This window comes from Agromyces archimandritae (genome assembly GCF_018024495.1).
GTDB classification, from domain to species: Bacteria; Actinomycetota; Actinomycetes; order Actinomycetales; family Microbacteriaceae; genus Agromyces; species Agromyces archimandritae.
Genome location: NZ_CP071696.1, coordinates 664,301 through 681,597 on the forward strand (window position 1 = coordinate 664,301; position 17,297 = coordinate 681,597).

A 17,297-nucleotide genomic window follows, 5' to 3' on the forward strand; every position below is an offset into this window, starting at 1 on the left:
TCGCGCTCAGCGCGTGTAGACGCGCAGCGGCGAGTCCTCCGGGCTCGGCGGCTGGATCGCGAACGAGGACAGCTGCCCGTCACCGCGGTAGGAGATCGAGGCGTAGAGGCCGCGCACCTCGCCGAGGAGGAGCGCCGCACCGGCATCCACCGACACCGTCGCGGCCTGCCCGGCCGGGATCGTGACGGTCCGCTCGCGGCCGCCGGCCACGACCACCGCCTCGGCCTCCTCGCCGCCCCCGTTCGCGAGGTGCAGCACCGGCGAGGGCCCGGGCGGGACGACGGCGAGCTGCTCATCGAGCAGGGGCGCTGCCGCCGCGTACCAGGCGAAGTCGCGTTCGTCGCCGCTCACGATGCTCGCGCGAGCCGCTGCGACCACCGGGCGGTCGGCCTGCACGCGGATCGTATAGGCGCCCGCGTCGAGCACGCCGAGCGCGAGGTCGCCGGCCTGCCCCGCCTCGAGGGTCATGTCGATCGTGGAACCGCGGCCCCCGCCCTCGGGGATGATGCTCACCGAGACCTCCGCGTCGCCGTCGCCGTCGGGTGCGAAGACCCGCACGATCGGGTGGTCGTCGCCTTCGGCATGGTCGGCGTGGTCGTCGAGCGGGTCGACGCCGCCGTCGGTGCCGACGACGAAGCCGGGGATGAGCTGATCCGTCGAGGGGGCCGCCGTCGCTCCGGCGAGCTCGACCCCGCCCGGAGCGAGGCCGCGGATGACGGAGTGCTGGATGCTCGCGAGGACCCCGCCGCCGTCGCTCACGACGTGGACGACGGGCATCCGCTCGTCCGGGGCGAGGCCGGCGAGCGAGACGACGCGCTGCGTGCCGGCGGGGATCACGAGCCCGGTCGCGGCCGGTGCCTCGATGCGACCCTGGGATCCGTAGACCTCGAGGTCGACGGTCGCATCCACCTCGCTCGCGTTCGCGAGGAGGACGAGGCTCGTACGGCCGACATCGGTGGCGCCGGCGACGAGCCAGACGTCGTCGCGGGATTCGCCGCACGCCGCCGCGGCGAACCCGGTCTGCGTCTCGGTCTCGGCACGCTGCGACTGCGCACCGGCGAGCCCGCCCGGCGCGGTACCCGCCTCGGCGTCGAGGCGTACCGGCGTGCCGTCGCGGCCGGCATCGGCGTTCTGCGGGGCGGCGAGCGGAGTCTCGGCGGGCTGCTCGGTCTCGGGGTCCGTCGCGAACATGTCGGCGGCGGATGCGGCACGGCGTTCGGGCCGGCTGAAGGACGTCAGCGACGAAGCGTCCTCGGCGTTCTCGGCGATCGCGAGGAGCGGGCCCGGGCAGACCCGCGACTGCCCGCTCGCCTCGGGCTGCACGACGCTCGACGGCGGCTCGGTGCGCGCTTCGGGCCAGGGCACGAGCGCGGCAGCGGCGATGCCGGCGGCCCCCAGTGCGAGGGCTCCGGCGAAGGCCAGGGCACGCCGGCCGTAGTGGGCGAGGCGACGGCGGTCAGCCACGGCTGCCTCCTCGAGGCTCGTCTGCGGGCGCGGACGACGGGGGCCCGTCGTCCGCCGAGGCGTCCGGTCCGCTCCCGGCGGATGCGTCGGGCTCGGCGTCGGCGGACGCGTGCGAGCCGGCGGATCCGTCTGCCGCATCGGGATCGGCGGACGGCTCGGCGTCGGCGGATGCGCCCGGATCGGCCTCGGCTGACGTGTCGGGCGGCCCGGACGGTGCCGCTCCTCCCCCGCGGCGGCGGCGCGGCTTCCGTTCGACGGGGTCGGCGGGGGTTCCGGTCGGGATCGACAGCAGCAGGGCGATGCCGACGACGAGCAGCTGCGCGATCGTGATGAGCGCCACCGTGCCGGCGGGGGCGGCCGGGTCGGCGGATCCGCCGCCCGGGGCATCCGCGAACCGCCACAACTGCCCGAAGTCGGTGTCGCCGACGGGCACGAGCGCGGGGTTCGCGTCGAGCGCGGCTCGCGCCCGCTCGGCCGTCTGCACGACCTCGCGGGTGATGCCCTCATCGGCGCGCGGGATCGTGAGGAGGATGAAGCGGACCCCGAAGTCCTCGGCGGCCCGTTCGGCGTCGAAGCCGCTGCGCGAGGCGAGGTTGCCGGCGATGACGGCGAGGCCGGCGTCGCGGTCGCTCGGCGCGGGGGCGGTCTGCACGAGCGTCGACTGGTCGTCGAGGGTCGACCCGGTGCCGCGTTCGAGCTGGGCACGTATGCCGCCGTCGGCCTGAGGAGTCATGCGCAGCGTCACGACGCCGGGGTCGGAATCGGCCTCCGCCGTCACGAAGGCGGGCAGCGTGCGCACGGCCGCCGGGCGCAGCTGCCCGCGGTCGACCGCGAGGCCGACGGCGAGCGGCAGCGAGGCGATCACGACGAGCCCGGCCGCGACGGTCGCCGCCAGCACCCGGGTGCGGCGCAAGCGTCGCAGGCTGACGACCATCGCGATCACGAGCCCGAGCCATCCGAGGCTGAGGCCCGAGCCGCTCCACACGGCGACCGCCTCGGATCCGGTCGTCGCCACCTGCAGGCGGGTCGCCGCGACGGCGGTCGCGAAGCCGAGCAGGGCCACGGCGAGGGCGAAGACGCCGGCCCGCATGCGGGGAGCGGTCACCGCCGAGAAGGCCAGGAGGGCGAAGGGCGCGAGCAGGATCGCGACGAGCACCGATGGCGGGATCGCCGAGAACGGCGAGAGTTCGAGGGTCGCCGTCCAGCCGCCCCATCCGCCCGCGGGGAAGCCGGCCGCCAGCTGCCAGATCGTCGACTCCCCGTGCGGAACCGCGGGGCCGGGGTCGGCGAAGAGCGCGAGCAGGGTTCCGCGGCGGAACTGTTCGACGGCGAGCGGGGCGAACAGCACGAGCGCCGGCAGCGGCAGCCAGGCGAGGCGGACGGCCCCGCGCCCCGAAAGGCAGAGGGCCGCGACCCACGCGACGAGCATGGCCGGCAGCAGCACGGGCGCCGACGCCGCGACGCCGGCGAAGAGGAGCGACGCGGTGGCCGTCGCGGTCCAGGACCGCGCGGCCCCGGCAGCCGCGAACACGAGCCACGGGAGCAGGACGTGCGCGAGCACCGCGCCCGGGCGGCCTTCGCCGAGGGCGGTGAGGAAGGGCGGGGCGATCGCCCAGACGATGCCGGCGGCGGCGCGGATGCCGCCGCGTTCGGTGAGTCGGGCGGCCGCGAGCCAGGCGCCGAGGGCGGCGACGGGCACGGCGAGCATCCACACGAGCAGCAGCGAGAACGACGGCGCCCAGAAGGTGATCGAGCCGAAGACCGCAAGGAGCCCGGCGAACGGATCGGCGGCCCCGACCGAGCCGGTGCCGACGGCGCGCGTGCCGTATGCGGCGTTGCTCCAGAGTTCGGCCAGCGAGGAGCTGAGCGGCATCAGCCCGCCGCCGACGATGCCCGACTTGCCGAACATCCAGAGGAAGAGGGCGACGGCGATGACGCCGGTCACGAGCAGGGTCCATCCGCCGCCGCTGTGCAGGAAGTCGATGTCGGGGCGGCTGCCGCGGGCCTTCTCCCGGGTCGCTTCGCGTTCGGCCTGGCGCCTGACGGCCATCTCGCGCCCGTCGGCGCGGAGCGGCGCGAGCGCCTTCCACCCTGCGCGTTTCGTGCGGCGGATCCTGCGGCGCGACTGCGAGACGGCGACGGGCGAGGCCATGACCGAGACTGCGGCGGCGAATTCGCCGGGGATGGACCCGGGGGTCTTCGCGAGGAGCCGCCACACCGAGCGCCCGACCGCGATCGGCAGCAGGGAGATCCAGTGCACGGCGACCGCCCATGCGGGGGCCCAGGCGAGGCGGCGGTGCAGGGCCGCCCGGCGGCGTTGCCGGTCGCGGCGGCGCACATCCCGAGCCTTCCCGCCGGTGCCGGGGTCGGCGACGCCGTCGCCGGCGAAGGCGACGCGGGCGGCGGGCGCCACGGCCACGCGGTAGCCGGCGAGGCGGGCGCGGACGGAGAGGTCGAGGGCGTCGTCGACGACGGGCAGCGCGGGGTCGAGGCCGCCGAGCTCCTGCCAGAGCGCGGCGTCGACGAGGAGGCCCGCCGGGGCGACCGCGAGCACGTCGGTGCGGTGGTCGTGCTGGCTCTGGTCGAGTTCGCCGTCGACGAGTTCGACGGTGCGGCCGAAGCGGGTGACGGTGCGGCCGAGGCTGGCGATCCGTTCGCCGTGCTCCCAGTCGACGAGCTTCGGCCCGGCGAGCACGACCGAGGGGGAGGTCTCGAGCTCGGCGAGGAGCGCTTCGAGCGCACCGGGCTCGGGTGCGGCGTCGTGGCTCAGGAGCCAGAGCAGTTCGCCGGCTTCGAAGGGCCGGTCGAGGCCCCGGATGCCTGTGGCCACGGCGGCGCCGAATGCGATCGGTTCGCGGCTCGCGACGATCGTGCCCGCAGCGGATGCCCTGACGGCCTCCGTTTCGGCTTCGTCCGGTTCGACGAGCACCGCGACGAGGTCGTCGGGGCGGCGCCGGCCTGCTTCGATCGCGTCGAGGGTTCGCGCGAGGCGGTTCCCGCCGTGATGGACGACGAGGATGGCGGTGACTCTGGGCATCGGGCTCAGCCTATGGTCGGCCGCCGCCCTGGCCCGTGATCCGCGCGGGCGTGGTGAGAACATCGCCGCCCTCGCGCCGTGCGGGCCGGCCCCGGAACGCCGATGGCGCCCCGGGGCCGATCGTCACACAGCGCGTTTGCGGAGCTTGCGCCGCTCCCGCTCCGACAGCCCGCCCCAGATGCCGAAGCGCTCGTCGTTCGCGAGGGCGTACTCGAGGCACTGCGAACGCACCTCGCACCCGGTGCAGATCTTCTTCGCATCCCGCGTCGATCCGCCCTTTTCAGGGAAGAACGCCTCGGGATCGGTCTGCGCGCACAAGGCGTCGGATTGCCACGCCAGTGGATTTTCTTCGTCCGCCTGCCGAACCCCCGGGACCCCGATGCGAACGGGGTCGATGAACCAGTCGTCCGGTACGCCAGAACGATACTCAGGATTAGCCATATCGTCTCCCACCCAGTTGTACCGACCCGCCCTGAGGGCGTGTCATGAATAATTACACCGGTGTAGTTCCCGAGAGTCAAGCCGCAAATCGTAAACCCTGGACACCCGGTCGAGACTCGTAGGCCAGGGCGACACGCCGGTGGCGTATCGGAGTCGTTATCGTGGCCCCGGTGCGGGGGTGGATGGGCGCGGCCCGGCATCCACTCGGGGACGCGGACGTATGCCGACTGCGGCATTCATTCTGCAGCGGGGGCCGCCGCCTTCCGCGCCGCCCATGCGCTCGCCACCATGTCCCCCAGGCCGTGCCGCATGCGCCAGTCGAGGTCGCGGGCGGCGAGCTCCCCGGAGGCGACGATGCGGGCGGGATCCCCGGCCCGGCGCGGCGCGATCTCGGGGGTGAAGGCGATGCCCGTGCCGTCGGCGATCGCCGACATGATCTCGCCGACCGAGACGCCGTCGCCCGAGCCGAGGTTGTACACGGGCTCGAGCCGGTCCCCCGCCTCGAGCCGGCGCGCGGCGACGACGTGGGCGTCGGCGAGGTCGGCGACGTGGATGTAATCGCGCACGCAGGTGCCGTCGGGCGTCGGGTAGTCGTCGCCGTTGATGCGCGGCGTGCGCCCCCCGAGCAGAGCGTCGAAGACGAGCGGGAAGAGGTTGTGCGGGCTCACGTCGTGGATATCGGGGGTTCCGGACCCGACGACGTTGAAGTAGCGCAGGCTCGTGTGCGCCAGCCCGTGCGCGCGGCCCTGGTCGGCGATGAGCCATTCGCCGATGAGCTTGGATTCGCCGTAGGGCGATTCGGGGTGCTTGGGGGTGTCTTCGGTGACGAGGTCGACGTCGGGGGTGCCGTAGACCGCCGCGCTCGAGGAGAAGACCATATGGTGCACGCCGGCGCCCTCCATCGCGCCGAGCAGGCTCACGGTGCCCGTCACATTCTGCTGGTAGGTCAGCAGCGGCCGCTCGACCGAGACGCCGGCGTATTTGAAGCCGGCCAGGTGCACGACGCCGGTGACGTCGAACTGGCGCATGGCCTCGACGAGGCGTTCGCCGTCGAGGATGGTCGCCTGCACGAAGCGGGCCTCGGGGTGGACGAAGGCCTTGCGCCCGGTCGACAGGTCGTCGACGACGACGGTGTCGATGCCCTGTTCGATGAACGCCCGCGCGACGTGCGCGCCGATGTATCCGGCGCCTCCGGTGACCAGCCAGCTCATGTCCACACCTCTCCGTGCGCCGTGCGGCGCCCGAGGGAATGGTACCGAGCGGGGCTGTGCCCGGTCGGCGCGTGGCGTCGGCGTATGGGCTTCGGCGCCGAGCACCTCGACGGGCGACTCAGCGGATGCGGTCGGGGCCGGCCGGGCGGTTGCGCTCTGCGAAGCCGTCGTGGCCGAGACCGTCGGTGCCGAGACGGGCGATGGATGCCGCGGCCGCCCACACCGCGATGACGCCGAGCAGGATGAGGATCAACATGGCAGTAACGCTACGTATTGCCGAATGCTGCCAACAGTGGCAGCATGGCCAATGAACCGCCTATTCCTGCCAACACCGTCGCGAGGAGCCCGGATCCATGCTCGAGAAGATCGTCTGCGTCGCCATGCCGCAGCTGGCCCCCTTCGAATTCGGCGTCATCTGCGAGGTGTTCGGCATCGACCGTTCCGAGCAGGGCGGGCCCGTCTTCGACTTCCACATCGTCGCCGCCGAACCCGGCCCCATCCAGACGAAGCTCGGCTTCAGCATCACGATCGAAGAGGGCCTCGAAGCCGCCGAGACGGCGGATCTCATCGCGATCCCGGCATCCCCCGTCGGCCCCGACGCCGACGAACGCGTGCTCGAGGTCATCCGCCGCGCCGTCGACCGCGGCGCCTGGGTGCTCTCGGTGTGCTCGGGCGCCTTCACCCTTGCACAGGCCGGCGTGCTCGACGGCCGCCGCGCGACCACGCACTGGATGTACTCGGAGCAGCTCGCCCGCGAATACCCCCGCATCGACGTCGACCCCGAGGTGCTCTTCGTCCACGACGGCACCATCGTCACCGGCGCCGGCACCGCCGCCGGCATCGATGCCGCCCTGCACATCGTCCGCACCGAACTCGGCGCCGCACAGGCCAACATCGTCGCCCGCCGCATGGTCGTGCCCCCGCAGCGCGACGGCGGCCAGTCGCAGTTCATCCGCACCCCCGTCGTCGAATGCCGAAGCGACTCGCTCGTCGAGATCACCGAGTGGATGCTCGAGAACCTCGACCGCGAGCTCAGCGTCGACCTGCTCGCCCGCAAGGCCCTCATGTCGCCGCGGACCTTCGCCCGCCGCTTCCGCGCCGAAACCGGCACCACCCCCGGCGCCTGGCTGAACCGCCAGCGCCTCCTGCGCGCCCAGCAGCTGCTCGAAGAGACCGACCTCGGGCTCGAGGAGATCGCCCGCGAGACCGGATTCGGCACCGGCGCCGTCATGCGCCACCACTTCGTGAAGGTGCTGCAGACGACCCCGACGGCCTACCGGCGCACCTTCGGCGCCATCGCGCCGCTGCCGGCCGAGGTGGTCGCCGTCGCGTCGTAGCCGAAGGCGCGGAGCTCGCGCGGGCGATTCCACTTCACCCCCTGGTCGGGGCTCTCCGTCCGACCCCCGGCCAGGGCGCAAGACTGTGCTCTTCGAGGATAAAATCGCACAGGATCCGCCCCTCCCCCGCTTGGAACGTTCATGCCCTCCGCCCCCGGCCTCCCGAAACCCCAGACCCGACGCATCACCGAGATCGAGGGCCTCCGCGGGATCTCGCTCCTCCTCGTCGTGGCCTTCCACCTCTTCGGTCACGGGCGCGTGTCCGGCGGTGTGGACGTCTTCCTCTTCGTCTCGGGGTTCCTGCTGACCCTCTCGCTCCTCCGATGGTCGCATTCGGGGTCGCGGCCCGGCCTCGCGCGGCGATACGGGCGGACGCTGCTCCGGCTCGTCCCGGCGACGCTCGTCGTCCTCGTGTTCGTCGCGGCGATGACGGTCCTCGTCCTTCCGCACTCCGTGTGGGGGCCGACGTGGCGGGAGATCGTCGCCTCCGCGCTCTTCATGGAGAACTGGGAGCTCATCTCGTCGAGGCTCGCGTACGGGGCGGCCGGCCCCGAAACGAGTCCGTTGCAGCATTTCTGGTCGCTGTCGGTCCAGGGGCAGTTCTTCTTCGTCTGGCCTGCGGTCATCGCCGCCGTCGTCCTGCTCGCCCGCCGCATCCGGATGCCCGCCGTCGCCGCGATCACGACGCTGACCCTCGCCGGAACGGCGGCTTCGTTCTGGTACGCGACGGCGATGAACGGGCGTGAGCCGATCGTCGCCTACTTCGATTCGGCCGCTCGCTTCTGGGAGATCGGTGCGGGGGCTCTCCTCGCCATCGTCTTCACCGCGATCCCGCGACTGCATCCGACCGTCCGTACCGTCCTCGGTTGGGGCGGGATCGTCCTCATCATCGGCTCGGGGTTCGCCATCGACGGCGCGAGCGCATTCCCGGGGCCGCTGGCGCTCGTCCCGCTCAGCGGCGCGGCGCTCGTGATCCTCGCGTCGGGGGAACCGACGAGGTTCGGTGCCGATCGCATCCTGTCCTGGCGTCCCGTCGAGTGGGTCGCCGGCATCTCCTACCCGCTCTATCTCTGGCATTGGCCGATCCTCATCGGCTATCTGGCCGTGCGGGATCAGGCATCGGTCGGGGCGATGGGTGCGATCGGCGTCCTCGCGCTCTCGATCCCCGCGGCATGGGCCACCAGACGATGGATCATCGACCCCGTGCTGCGACGGCGCGAGCGGCTGAGTTCGCGCCGCTCCCTGCTCGCACCCATCGGCGCTATCGCCGTGATCGTCATCGCCGCCGGCGCGGCGGTGGCGTACGAATCACGGGACCGGCCCGTCATCGCCGCCGATGTGCAGCACCCGGGCGCGCTCGCGCTCGCCGGCGCCGATGCGCCCGACGGCGTGGACGCCGTCCCCGCGCTCGATGCGGCGTTCCAGGACCTTCCCGGGCTCTACTCGCTCGGCTGCGTGCAGAACTACCGCGACCAGCCGGAGTATTCGGAGGTCCTCGTCTGCGACACGACGGGCGACGTCGACGGCTCGATCGAGGTCGTGCTCACGGGTGGTTCGCACGCGCAGCAGTGGTACGACGCAGTCGAGCAGATCGCCTCCGAGAACGGATGGCGGCTGACCGTCATCGACAAAGACGGCTGCCGGCTCACCTTCGAGGCGGATACGGCGAATCAGAGTTGCGCCGAATGGGGCGCGGCGGCGATCCAGATCATCGGCGATCTCAAGCCGGACGCGGTCATCACCGTTTCCACGCGAACCGATCACCATTCGGCTGCGGAAACGGTGTCGGAGAAGGAGGTCGCTTCCTGGGCTCGCCTCACCGCAGAGGGCATCCAGGTCATCGGCATCCGCGACACCCCGCGATTCCCGTGGCGCATCCCCGAGTGCCTCGAGAAGCACGGCGACGATCCGGAGTCGTGCGGGCGTGACCGGGCCGAGGTCTTCGCAGCGACCTCGCCCGTGCAAGACGCGGCCGGGGTTCCCGGCAGCATGGCCCAGCTGGACCTGAGCGACGGATTCTGCTCTGAAACGCGATGCGAGGCCGTCGTCGGGAACACCGTCGCGTATCGCGATGACGACCACATGACCGCGACCTACTCCAGAACGTTGGTGCCCCTCCTCGAGGAGCAGCTCCGGGGCGCGGTCCCCGGCTTGTTCCGGTGAGATCCGGGCGCTACTCGGCGTTGCCCGTCGTCGCCACCCACGCGACGCCGTAGCCCTCGACGCGCAGTTCGGCCTCGTCGGGGGTGACGAACACGGCGGTGCCGGCCGGCACGGCCGCGTCCGAGGTCGCGCCGGCGACGCGCACGTCGCCGCCGGCGACGAGGACGATCGCCGGCCCGTCGATCGGCACCGTCGCCGCGTCCGGGCCGACATCCACCCGGTGCAAGAGGAAGTCGGGCACGTCGGGCCGGAAGGTCTCGACGCCCGGCGACGTCGCCTCGGGGGCGAGGTAGGGCACCGAGGTGGGTCGGAAGTCGAGTACCTCGAGCAGTTCGGTGACGTCGATGTGCTTGGGGGTGAGACCGCCGCGCAGCACGTTGTCGCTCGCGGCCATGAGTTCGATGCCGAGGCCGTGCAGGTAGGCGTGGATGTTGCCCGCCGGCAGGGAGAGGGCTTCGCCGCGGCGGAGGGTGACGCGGTTCAGCAGGAGTGAGATGACGATGCCCGGGTCGCCCGGGTAGACACGGGCGAGATCGGTCACGGTCGCGAAAGCGGGGCTGTGCGGCGAGGCGAGCGCCGTGTCCGATGCGGCCAGCAGCGCGACGCGTTCGACGACCCAGCGCACCTGGCCGGTGTCGCCGCCGCGGCCGTCGCGCAGCAGCCACTCGACGGTCGTGTGCAGCGGGTCGTCGCCGGCCAGATGATCGGCCAGAAGGGCGACGGCACCGGCATCCGGGGCCTCGGAGGCTGCATCCGCCGCCCGCAAGACCTCGACGATCCCACGGATCTCCTCGATCGGCCGGAAGCCGCAAAGGGCGTCGAAGGTGTCGCTGACGGCGACGATGAGCTCGGGCTTGTGGAACGGATCGCGGTAGTTGCGGTCGTAGGCGTCGAGCGGCACGCCGTCGGCGTTCTCGCGGTCGAAGCCGGCGCGGGCCTGCTCCCCGTTCGGGTGGGCCTGCAGCGAGAGCGGCGAGTCGGCGGCGAGGACCTTGAGCAGGAAGGGCAGCGATCCGCTGTCGGCGTACCGGCCGAGCGCGTGCTCGGGATCCTCGGCGATGTACGCGGCCAGATCGGGCGCGCCCGCGGCATCCACCAGCCGGGCCGGCGAACCGGGATGCGCGCCGAGCCAGAGCTCGGCCTCGGGCCGCCCGGACGCCTCGGTGCCGAGGTACTCCGCGATCGCACTGTGCGATCCCCACGCGTAGTCACGGGGGGTGTTGCTGATCGCAACAATGGACATGCGGACATCCTTTCGCTGATTTGGTCCCAAACTACCAAGGCTTCGTGAGCCCTCAGCGGGCCGCCGTAGGCTGACCGCGGCCGCCGGATCATCGGCACCGGTCGCCTCCGACCGGCACATGGTCTGCGGTGCGGCCCCATAGGAATCGGGAGACACCATGACCTTCGAGACCCTCGCAAGCGACTTCTACGACTTCGAATCGGCGCTGTCCGATCAGGAGAAGGAGGCGGTCGCCAAGCTCCGCGCCTGGCTCGAGAGCGAGGTGCGGCCGATCATCGGCGACTACTGGGAGCGTGCGGAGTTCCCGAAGCAGATCGTGAAGCCGCTCGCAGATCTCGGGGTGCTCTCCTACGCCTGGGACGAGACGAAGCCGTTCGAGAACTCGGCGCTGTTCCGCGGGTTCCTCGCGGTCGAACTCGCACGGGTGGATGCCTCGGTCGGCACCTTCGTCGGCGTGCAGAACGGCCTGGCGACCGGCTCGATCTCGATCTGCGGCTCGAAGGAGCAGCGCGAGGAGTGGATCCCGAAGCTCGCCGCCGGCGAGGTCATCGGCGCGTTCGGCCTGACCGAACCGCTCTCGGGATCCGACTCGGCGCAGGGCCTGCGCACGACCGCGAAGCGCGACGGCGACAGCTGGGTGCTGAACGGGCAGAAGCGGTGGATCGGCAACGCCACCTTCAGCGACATCACGATCATCTGGGCCAAGGACGTCGAAGACGGCCAGGTCAAGGGCTTCATCGTGCCGACCTCCACGCCCGGCTACGAGGCGACGAAGATCGAGGGCAAGATCAGCCTGCGCGCGGTGCAGAACGCCGACATCACCCTCACCGACGTCGTCGTGCCCGAGTCGCTGCGGCTGCAGAACGCGAACTCGTTCAAGGACACCGCGAAGGTCCTCCGCGCCACCCGCGCCGATGTCGCCTGGGCGGCGGTCGGCACCGCGATCGGCGCCTACGAGGCGGCCGTGAAGTACTCGCAGGAGCGCATCCAGTTCGGCAAGCCGATCGCCTCGCACCAGCTCATCCAGGACCTGCTCGTGAAGAGCCTCGGCAACATCACGGCCTCGATCGCCATGGTCAAGCGCGTCTCGGAGATGCAGGAGGCCGGCACGCTCCGCGACGAGCACGCCGCCCTCGCGAAGGCGTTCTGCACCTCGCGCATGCGCGAGACGGTCGCCTGGTGCCGTGAGGCCCTCGGCGGCAACGGCATCGTGCTCGACTACCAGGCCGCCCGCTACTTCGCGGACGCCGAGGCCCTCTACTCCTACGAGGGCACGCGCGAGATGAACACCCTCATCGTCGGCCGGGCGATCACCGGCAAGGCCGCGTTCGTCTGATCTCCTACGCGTCCGCTCGACGGGCCGTGTGCGGAATCGGTTCCGCACACGGCCTGTTCGCGTTCGCGGGGTAGGCTGCCGCCAGCACACGATTCAGAGCTGTCTGGACCCATGACGCGAACGATGGAACGCACCGCCGCGCCCGCGAATCGGCCGCCGCGCGGGCCCGTGCGCGCCGACATCCAGGGCCTGCGCGCGTTCGCGGTGCTGGTCGTGATCGCGAACCATCTGTTCCGGCAGCCGCAGGGCGGCTTCGTCGGCGTCGACGTGTTCTTCGTGATCTCGGGGTACCTGATCACGGCGCATATGCTGCGCGAGCTCGAGTCGCACGGGCGGCTGTCGTTCGCGGACTTCTACCGCCGCCGCGCCCGCCGCATCATCCCGGCGGCGACGGCGACCATCGTCGTGACGGTGATCGCTGCGGCCGTGCTCCTGCCGCGCTCACGCGCGATCCAGGCCGGGATCGACGGGGTGTGGGCGTTCTTCTTCGGTGCGAACTGGCGGGCGCTGGCTACCGACACCGATTACTTCCAGCTGGGGCTGCCGCCCTCGCCGTTCCAGCATTTCTGGTCCCTGTCGGTCGAGGAGCAGTTCTACTTCGTGTGGCCGCTGCTCGCGGCCGGCGCGTTCCTCCTCACGACGCGGGCGTTCCCGCGCCTGGCCCGCCCGCTGCTCATCGTGGGCATCGCGTTCGCACTCGTGTCGGCGGTCTCCTTCGCCTGGGCGATGATCGCTTCGGCGCAGGACCCGTCGGCGGCGTACTTCTCCACCTTCACGCGCGCCTGGGAGCTCGGTGCCGGGGCCGTGCTCGCCGCGGTGCTGGCGCGGCCGTGGCGACTGCCGTTCGCCGCACGGATCGCCCTCGCCTGGGCCGGCGTGGTCGGCCTCGTCGTGAGCGTCTTCGCGATCCCGCCCGATGTCGTGTTCCCCGCGCCGACCGCGCTGCTCCCGGTGCTCTCGGCCGTGCTCGTGATCTCGGCGGGCTCCGGCATCTCCTCCGCCGCGTACGATCGCGCCCTCGCCCCGTTGACGAGCCGCGTCTCGGGGTACCTCGGCGACATCTCGTACTCCCTTTATCTCTGGCACTTCCCCGTAATCGTGCTGCTGCCGGCCCTGCTGCCGACGGGCGAGCCGCTCTTCGTCGTCGCCGCGCTCGTGCTCACCGCCGCACTGTCCGTCGCCTCGTACCACCTCATCGAGCAACCGGTGCGGCGCTCGGGCTGGCTGCTCGGGCATGAGCGAGCCTCGGGTGCGGATGCCCGTCGGCACCGCCGGCATCTGCCGGTGCTGGCGGGGCTCGCGATCGCCGGCGTCGTCGCGGGCGGGCTGACGGCGTGGCGCATCGCCGCCCCGCCCGCACCGCAGGTCTCCGCCGCCGATGAGTGCTTCGGCGCGGCGGCGGCCCCCGGCATCCCGGACCCGTGCACGCCCGAGCTCGCCGCCGCGGACGCCCTGCTGCCATCGGTCGACGAGCTCGCCGACGACACCGGTGTGGGGTTCTTCTGCTGGCGCGGCGAGACGGAGCCGCTTCGGAGCTGCACCTTCGGCTCCGAGGATGCCGATGCCACGCGCGTCGCCCTCGTCGGCGACAGCCATGCCGCCATGGTCATCCCCGCGCTCCGCGACCGTGTCGCCGCCCTCGGCTGGCGCGTCGACACCTACACCGGGTACGGATGCCAGTGGCGCGCCCCTGCGACCGGCGACTGCGGCGACGTGATGGACGAGATCCAGGACCGGCTCGAGCGCGGCGAGGCCTACGACATCGTGATCACGACCGCGGCCAGGTGGGCGGTGGTGGATGCCGTGAGCGCACCCGGCGAGTACGCGGACGCGTGGGCACCGGTCGCCGAACGCGGAACCCGGGTCATCGTCGTCGGGGATGCCCCGAACGTCGAAGAGCACGCGCTCAGCTGCCTGGCACGCCTCGGCGCGGAGCCGTCCGAGTGCGGCACCGATGCCGACACCGCCACGCGACCCGCCGATCCGCTGAAGGCCGCATCGGCGCTCGTCCCCGCGGCGCACTATGTCGACACGCGCGACCTCTACTGCGACGAGGAACGCTGCCCGGCGGTCATCGGCAACGCGATCGTCTACCGCGACACCGCCGGCCACGTCACCGGAACATACATGGAGTCGGAAGGCGACGAGCTCGTGCGGCGGCTCTCCGCGGCGGCCGGAGAGTGAGCGTTCGGGAGCCTGCTCGGATCCACCTCAGAACAGCACCGTCCGTTCGGTTGCGACGAGGGCCTGCGCGACGGCTGCGATCGGATCGTCCTCGCTCAGCACGTCGGTGATCACGGCCTGTCCGGACCGGGGGGCGAACCAGCGCGGCATGCCGGACCCGAAGCAGACGAGCCCGGCGCGAGCAGCCGCAGTGATGTGCGCCGGGGAGTCGACGAGCACACCGGCGGCGCCCCGAGGCACTCGCGTCGCATGGTCCGCGATCGCCCACACGAGGAGGGCGTCCGGCGAAGCAGCCTTCACGAAACGGGTCATCTCGAGCAGCAGCTGCTCGCTCGCGGCTTCCTTCGAGACGTGCACGAGCACCAAGTGCGGCACGAGTCCATCCCGGTGCCGACGGTGCGCTTCGAGACGTTGCGTCAGCGCGAACGCCGAGCGCCGTACGACATCGGGTCTCGCCGCGAGCTCGATGCGGATCTCTCCACCGGGTCTCCGCACGAGGTTCGCACGGAGGCGACCCCGACCGGCGAGCCGAACGGGCAGACGGTTCTCGACGTCTCGATCCGCGACGAGCCGGATCCCGTGCTCGGCGACACCGAGTTCGAGCCGGTACGCACCGCCCGGGAGCGTGGCAGGCCGCCAGTCGTCATCCCCCGCCACTGCGAGCGGGAGGCGGTAGACGACCGCGTCGTCATCGATGCGGAACGCCCGGGCGGTCGACGTATTGCGGTTCCCGATCATGCGAAGCTCCGCGTCGTCGCGACCCGGGACGCGTTGCACGGCGACCTCGAGCACCTCCTCGCCCACGTCGATGGACCGGATGACGCCGAAGCCGCGAGCGTCTCGGAGTCGGATCCGGCTGCGGCCGCCGTAGGAGGCGATCGCGGTCGCGTCTGCGCCGACGACCACCGCCGCATCGGCTTCGAGGCGCAACTGGAGTGTCGTTCCGGCGGCGCGCACGGCACGAAGCTCGGCGGAGAACCCCTCCGCAAGCCCAGCGGGCAGGATGAAACCGAACCCGTTCGAATCCGAGCCGGCCACTGCCTCGCGGACGACTTCGCCACGCGGCAGGACGAGCTCCACCGCTTCGACGGGCCCGTCCGATCGGCAGGCGATCTCGACGGCATCGCCGTCGATGACGATCCGGTCGACGGCAGCGACATCGTCGGCCTGCCGGATCTCGAGACAGAGGTCGTGCGGATCGGCGCGGACCCGGACCCACGCCTCGCCCCGCTCTCCGACCGGCACGGCCCGCCGAGCATCGGCATCGTCCGCGAAACCGATCGAGTGCAGCGAAGTCGACAGTCGGCGCCCACCCGCTTCGATGACGAGGCCGATCTCGAAGCTCGCGTGGCCGACTCCGTCGAGCTCCGCGAGCCGGGCGAGCTCGTCGACATCGATCGAGGCCCGCCAGCCTGCGGTCTCGTGCGCGACGTACCGATGGCGGCTCCACCTCGTCGCGTGCGGGGACGTGATGCGTTCAACGGGAACCCGGATCTCGCGGACGGCTTCGCGATCCCGGAGCAGGAGCACGGTGTGCTCCGCAGCGTCCTCGAAGCCGTGGATGTATACGTGCCCGCTGATATCGAGAACGGCGCCGTCTCGCCAGTCGACTCGGGCGATCCATGCTCGGGGGGTCAGCTCGGTACTCGACGCGGTGAACGCCCAGCCGGGCACGTCGATCGACGGCGTCCATCCCGGAACACGCCCTCTGATGAGTCCGTCGGGCCCTTCGGAGAACACCCACGACTCGGCCGAATAGCCGCCTGCTTCGAAGAAGCGCATCGCATCCTCCCTGGCATCGGCGGCGAGCAGGTGGAACAGCACGCGGTAGCGCGCCGGGGTGCGCTCGATGAGGAGCGCGGGTGGCGCATCCGGAAGGATATCTGCGATCGCACCGCGGATGACGTCCCAGAGTTCACGGTCGCACGAGTGCAACACACCGAGCGCGAACGGGTTCGACTCGAGGATCTGAAGGATGCGTTCTCTCCATGCGTCGTGGTGGCCGCTGGCTCGGAGCATGTCGAGCGCCGCTCCGAGCTGCTCGGCGATATCGCCGACGTGCGCGACGGACGCGGTCTGCTGTGTGGTCGAACTCCCGTCCGTCCGAACCCGCCAGCGAATGATCGGCGCGGTCAAGACGTCGAAGCGGCCGTGCAGATACGAACGCGTAGCCGGAAGCTGGTCTTCCCACACGACGCCCTCGGGAAAGGCCTTCACCGTCCGGTCGAAGAAGGTCCGCCGGTAGACCTTCGAGCACGCGACGACGTTCGCCTGGATGCCGGGGAAGGCATCGAGCGTCGTCGCAAGTCTCTCGACACGATGCGCTTCCTGCACCCAGCGACCCGGCAGGTGAAGCTTGCCGCCTCTCAATCTCCGGTACGGGGCGACCGCAAAGTCCGCACCGGTGCGCTGGAGACTCGAAATAGCATTCGCATAGCCGTCGCGTTCGACCAGATCGTCGCTGTCGAGGAACGCAAGGAACGTACCCGAGGCGCGAGATATCCCTGCGTTGCGCGCAGCCCCGGCACCGCGATTGTTCTGGTGGATGACCGTGATCCGCGCATCGGCCGTTGCCAGGCGATCGGCAATGCGCCCCGACCCGTCGCTCGATCCATCGTCGACGATGATGATCTCGAAACGTCGATACCGTTGCGCCTGCAGACTCTCGATCGCGGCTTCGAGATACTGTTCGGTGTTGTAGACGGGCACGACGATGCTGAGCAGTTCATCGACAGGCGCATCCGGTGTCTGCCGAACCAGCTCCCGTATCGCCAGGCGCACGCGAAGCGGCACCGCGCGGCGCACCCGTTCCGGCAGTATCCGCCAGAGTGCCGTCATCATGCTCAAATGCTTTCCCGCTCGCATTCAGCATCATCGACTC

General features: G+C 71.4%; 11 protein-coding genes. 4 read left to right on the forward strand and 7 right to left on the reverse strand.

What is annotated here, in order from left to right; translation table 11 throughout:
• Positions 1-6 precede the first annotated feature (6 nt).
• The 5 genes from G127AT_RS03170 to G127AT_RS03190 all read right to left on the reverse strand — a co-directional run bounded on the left by G127AT_RS03170 (position 7) and on the right by G127AT_RS03190 (position 6,409).
• Positions 7-1,464, reverse strand: a complete 1,458-nt coding sequence (locus G127AT_RS03170) for a DUF5719 family protein (protein WP_210899694.1) — start codon at positions 1,462-1,464, stop codon at positions 7-9.
• Positions 1,457-4,501 carry a glycosyltransferase gene (locus G127AT_RS03175; protein ID WP_210899697.1) on the reverse strand — a complete coding sequence of 1,015 codons (3,045 nt, stop codon included), beginning with the start codon at positions 4,499-4,501 and terminating at the stop codon, positions 1,457-1,459. The genes G127AT_RS03170 and G127AT_RS03175 overlap by 8 nt, the downstream gene beginning before the upstream one ends.
• Positions 4,502-4,624: 123 nt before the next feature.
• Positions 4,625-4,942, reverse strand: a complete 318-nt coding sequence (locus G127AT_RS03180) for a WhiB family transcriptional regulator (RefSeq protein WP_210899700.1) — start codon at positions 4,940-4,942, stop codon at positions 4,625-4,627.
• A gap of 236 nt (positions 4,943-5,178) precedes the next feature.
• Positions 5,179-6,153: a UDP-glucose 4-epimerase GalE gene (gene galE, locus G127AT_RS03185; RefSeq protein WP_210899703.1), complete on the reverse strand. Its 975-nt coding sequence runs from the start codon at positions 6,151-6,153 to the stop codon at positions 5,179-5,181.
• 118 nt (positions 6,154-6,271) lie between these two features.
• A complete protein-coding gene (locus G127AT_RS03190) occupies positions 6,272-6,409 on the reverse strand; it encodes a hypothetical protein (protein WP_210899706.1) in 138 nt (45 codons plus the stop codon).
• Positions 6,410-6,506: 97 nt separating this feature from the next.
• On the opposite strand from G127AT_RS03190, the gene G127AT_RS03195 reads away from it, so the two are divergent.
• Together G127AT_RS03195 and G127AT_RS03200 are read left to right on the forward strand one after the other, a co-directional pair.
• On the forward strand, positions 6,507-7,490 hold the full coding sequence (locus tag G127AT_RS03195; protein ID WP_210899709.1) for a GlxA family transcriptional regulator: 984 nt from the start codon (positions 6,507-6,509) through the stop codon (positions 7,488-7,490).
• 141 nt (positions 7,491-7,631) lie between these two features.
• Complete coding sequence (locus G127AT_RS03200; protein WP_210899713.1) at positions 7,632-9,653, forward strand: acyltransferase family protein; 2,022 nt, start codon at positions 7,632-7,634, stop codon at positions 9,651-9,653.
• A 10-nt stretch (positions 9,654-9,663) separates the two neighbouring features.
• Here G127AT_RS03200 and manA read toward each other — a convergent pair whose 3' ends face one another.
• On the reverse strand, positions 9,664-10,896 hold the full coding sequence (gene manA / locus G127AT_RS03205) for a mannose-6-phosphate isomerase, class I (protein WP_210899716.1): 1,233 nt from the start codon (positions 10,894-10,896) through the stop codon (positions 9,664-9,666).
• Positions 10,897-11,053: 157 nt separating this feature from the next.
• On the opposite strand from manA, the gene G127AT_RS03210 reads away from it, so the two are divergent.
• On the forward strand, positions 11,054-12,232 hold the full coding sequence (locus G127AT_RS03210; protein ID WP_210899719.1) for an acyl-CoA dehydrogenase family protein: 1,179 nt from the start codon (positions 11,054-11,056) through the stop codon (positions 12,230-12,232).
• Between the two features lie 111 nt (positions 12,233-12,343).
• Positions 12,344-14,416 (forward strand): acyltransferase family protein, encoded by a 2,073-nt coding sequence (locus tag G127AT_RS03215; protein ID WP_210899722.1) that lies wholly within the window; start codon positions 12,344-12,346, stop codon positions 14,414-14,416.
• Positions 14,417-14,443: 27 nt separating this feature from the next.
• On the opposite strand, the gene G127AT_RS03220 is transcribed toward G127AT_RS03215, so the two are convergent.
• Positions 14,444-17,257 carry a glycosyltransferase family 2 protein gene (locus G127AT_RS03220; RefSeq protein ID WP_210899725.1) on the reverse strand — a complete coding sequence of 938 codons (2,814 nt, stop codon included), beginning with the start codon at positions 17,255-17,257 and terminating at the stop codon, positions 14,444-14,446.
• Between the last annotated feature and the right edge of the window lie 40 nt (positions 17,258-17,297).

Coding starts and splice junctions, on each gene's coding strand:
- G127AT_RS03175 (WP_210899697.1), bottom strand. CDS start 4,501: ATGCCCAGAGTCACCGCCATCCTCGTCGTCCATCACGGCGGGAACCGC.
- G127AT_RS03180 (WP_210899700.1), bottom strand. CDS start 4,942: ATGGCTAATCCTGAGTATCGTTCTGGCGTACCGGACGACTGGTTCATC.
- galE (WP_210899703.1), bottom strand. CDS start 6,153: ATGAGCTGGCTGGTCACCGGAGGCGCCGGATACATCGGCGCGCACGTC.
- G127AT_RS03190 (WP_210899706.1), bottom strand. CDS start 6,409: ATGTTGATCCTCATCCTGCTCGGCGTCATCGCGGTGTGGGCGGCCGCG.
- G127AT_RS03195 (WP_210899709.1), top strand. CDS start 6,507: ATGCTCGAGAAGATCGTCTGCGTCGCCATGCCGCAGCTGGCCCCCTTC.
- G127AT_RS03200 (WP_210899713.1), top strand. CDS start 7,632: ATGCCCTCCGCCCCCGGCCTCCCGAAACCCCAGACCCGACGCATCACC.
- manA (WP_210899716.1), bottom strand. CDS start 10,896: ATGTCCATTGTTGCGATCAGCAACACCCCCCGTGACTACGCGTGGGGA.
- G127AT_RS03210 (WP_210899719.1), top strand. CDS start 11,054: ATGACCTTCGAGACCCTCGCAAGCGACTTCTACGACTTCGAATCGGCG.
- G127AT_RS03215 (WP_210899722.1), top strand. CDS start 12,344: ATGACGCGAACGATGGAACGCACCGCCGCGCCCGCGAATCGGCCGCCG.
- G127AT_RS03220 (WP_210899725.1), bottom strand. CDS start 17,257: ATGATGACGGCACTCTGGCGGATACTGCCGGAACGGGTGCGCCGCGCG.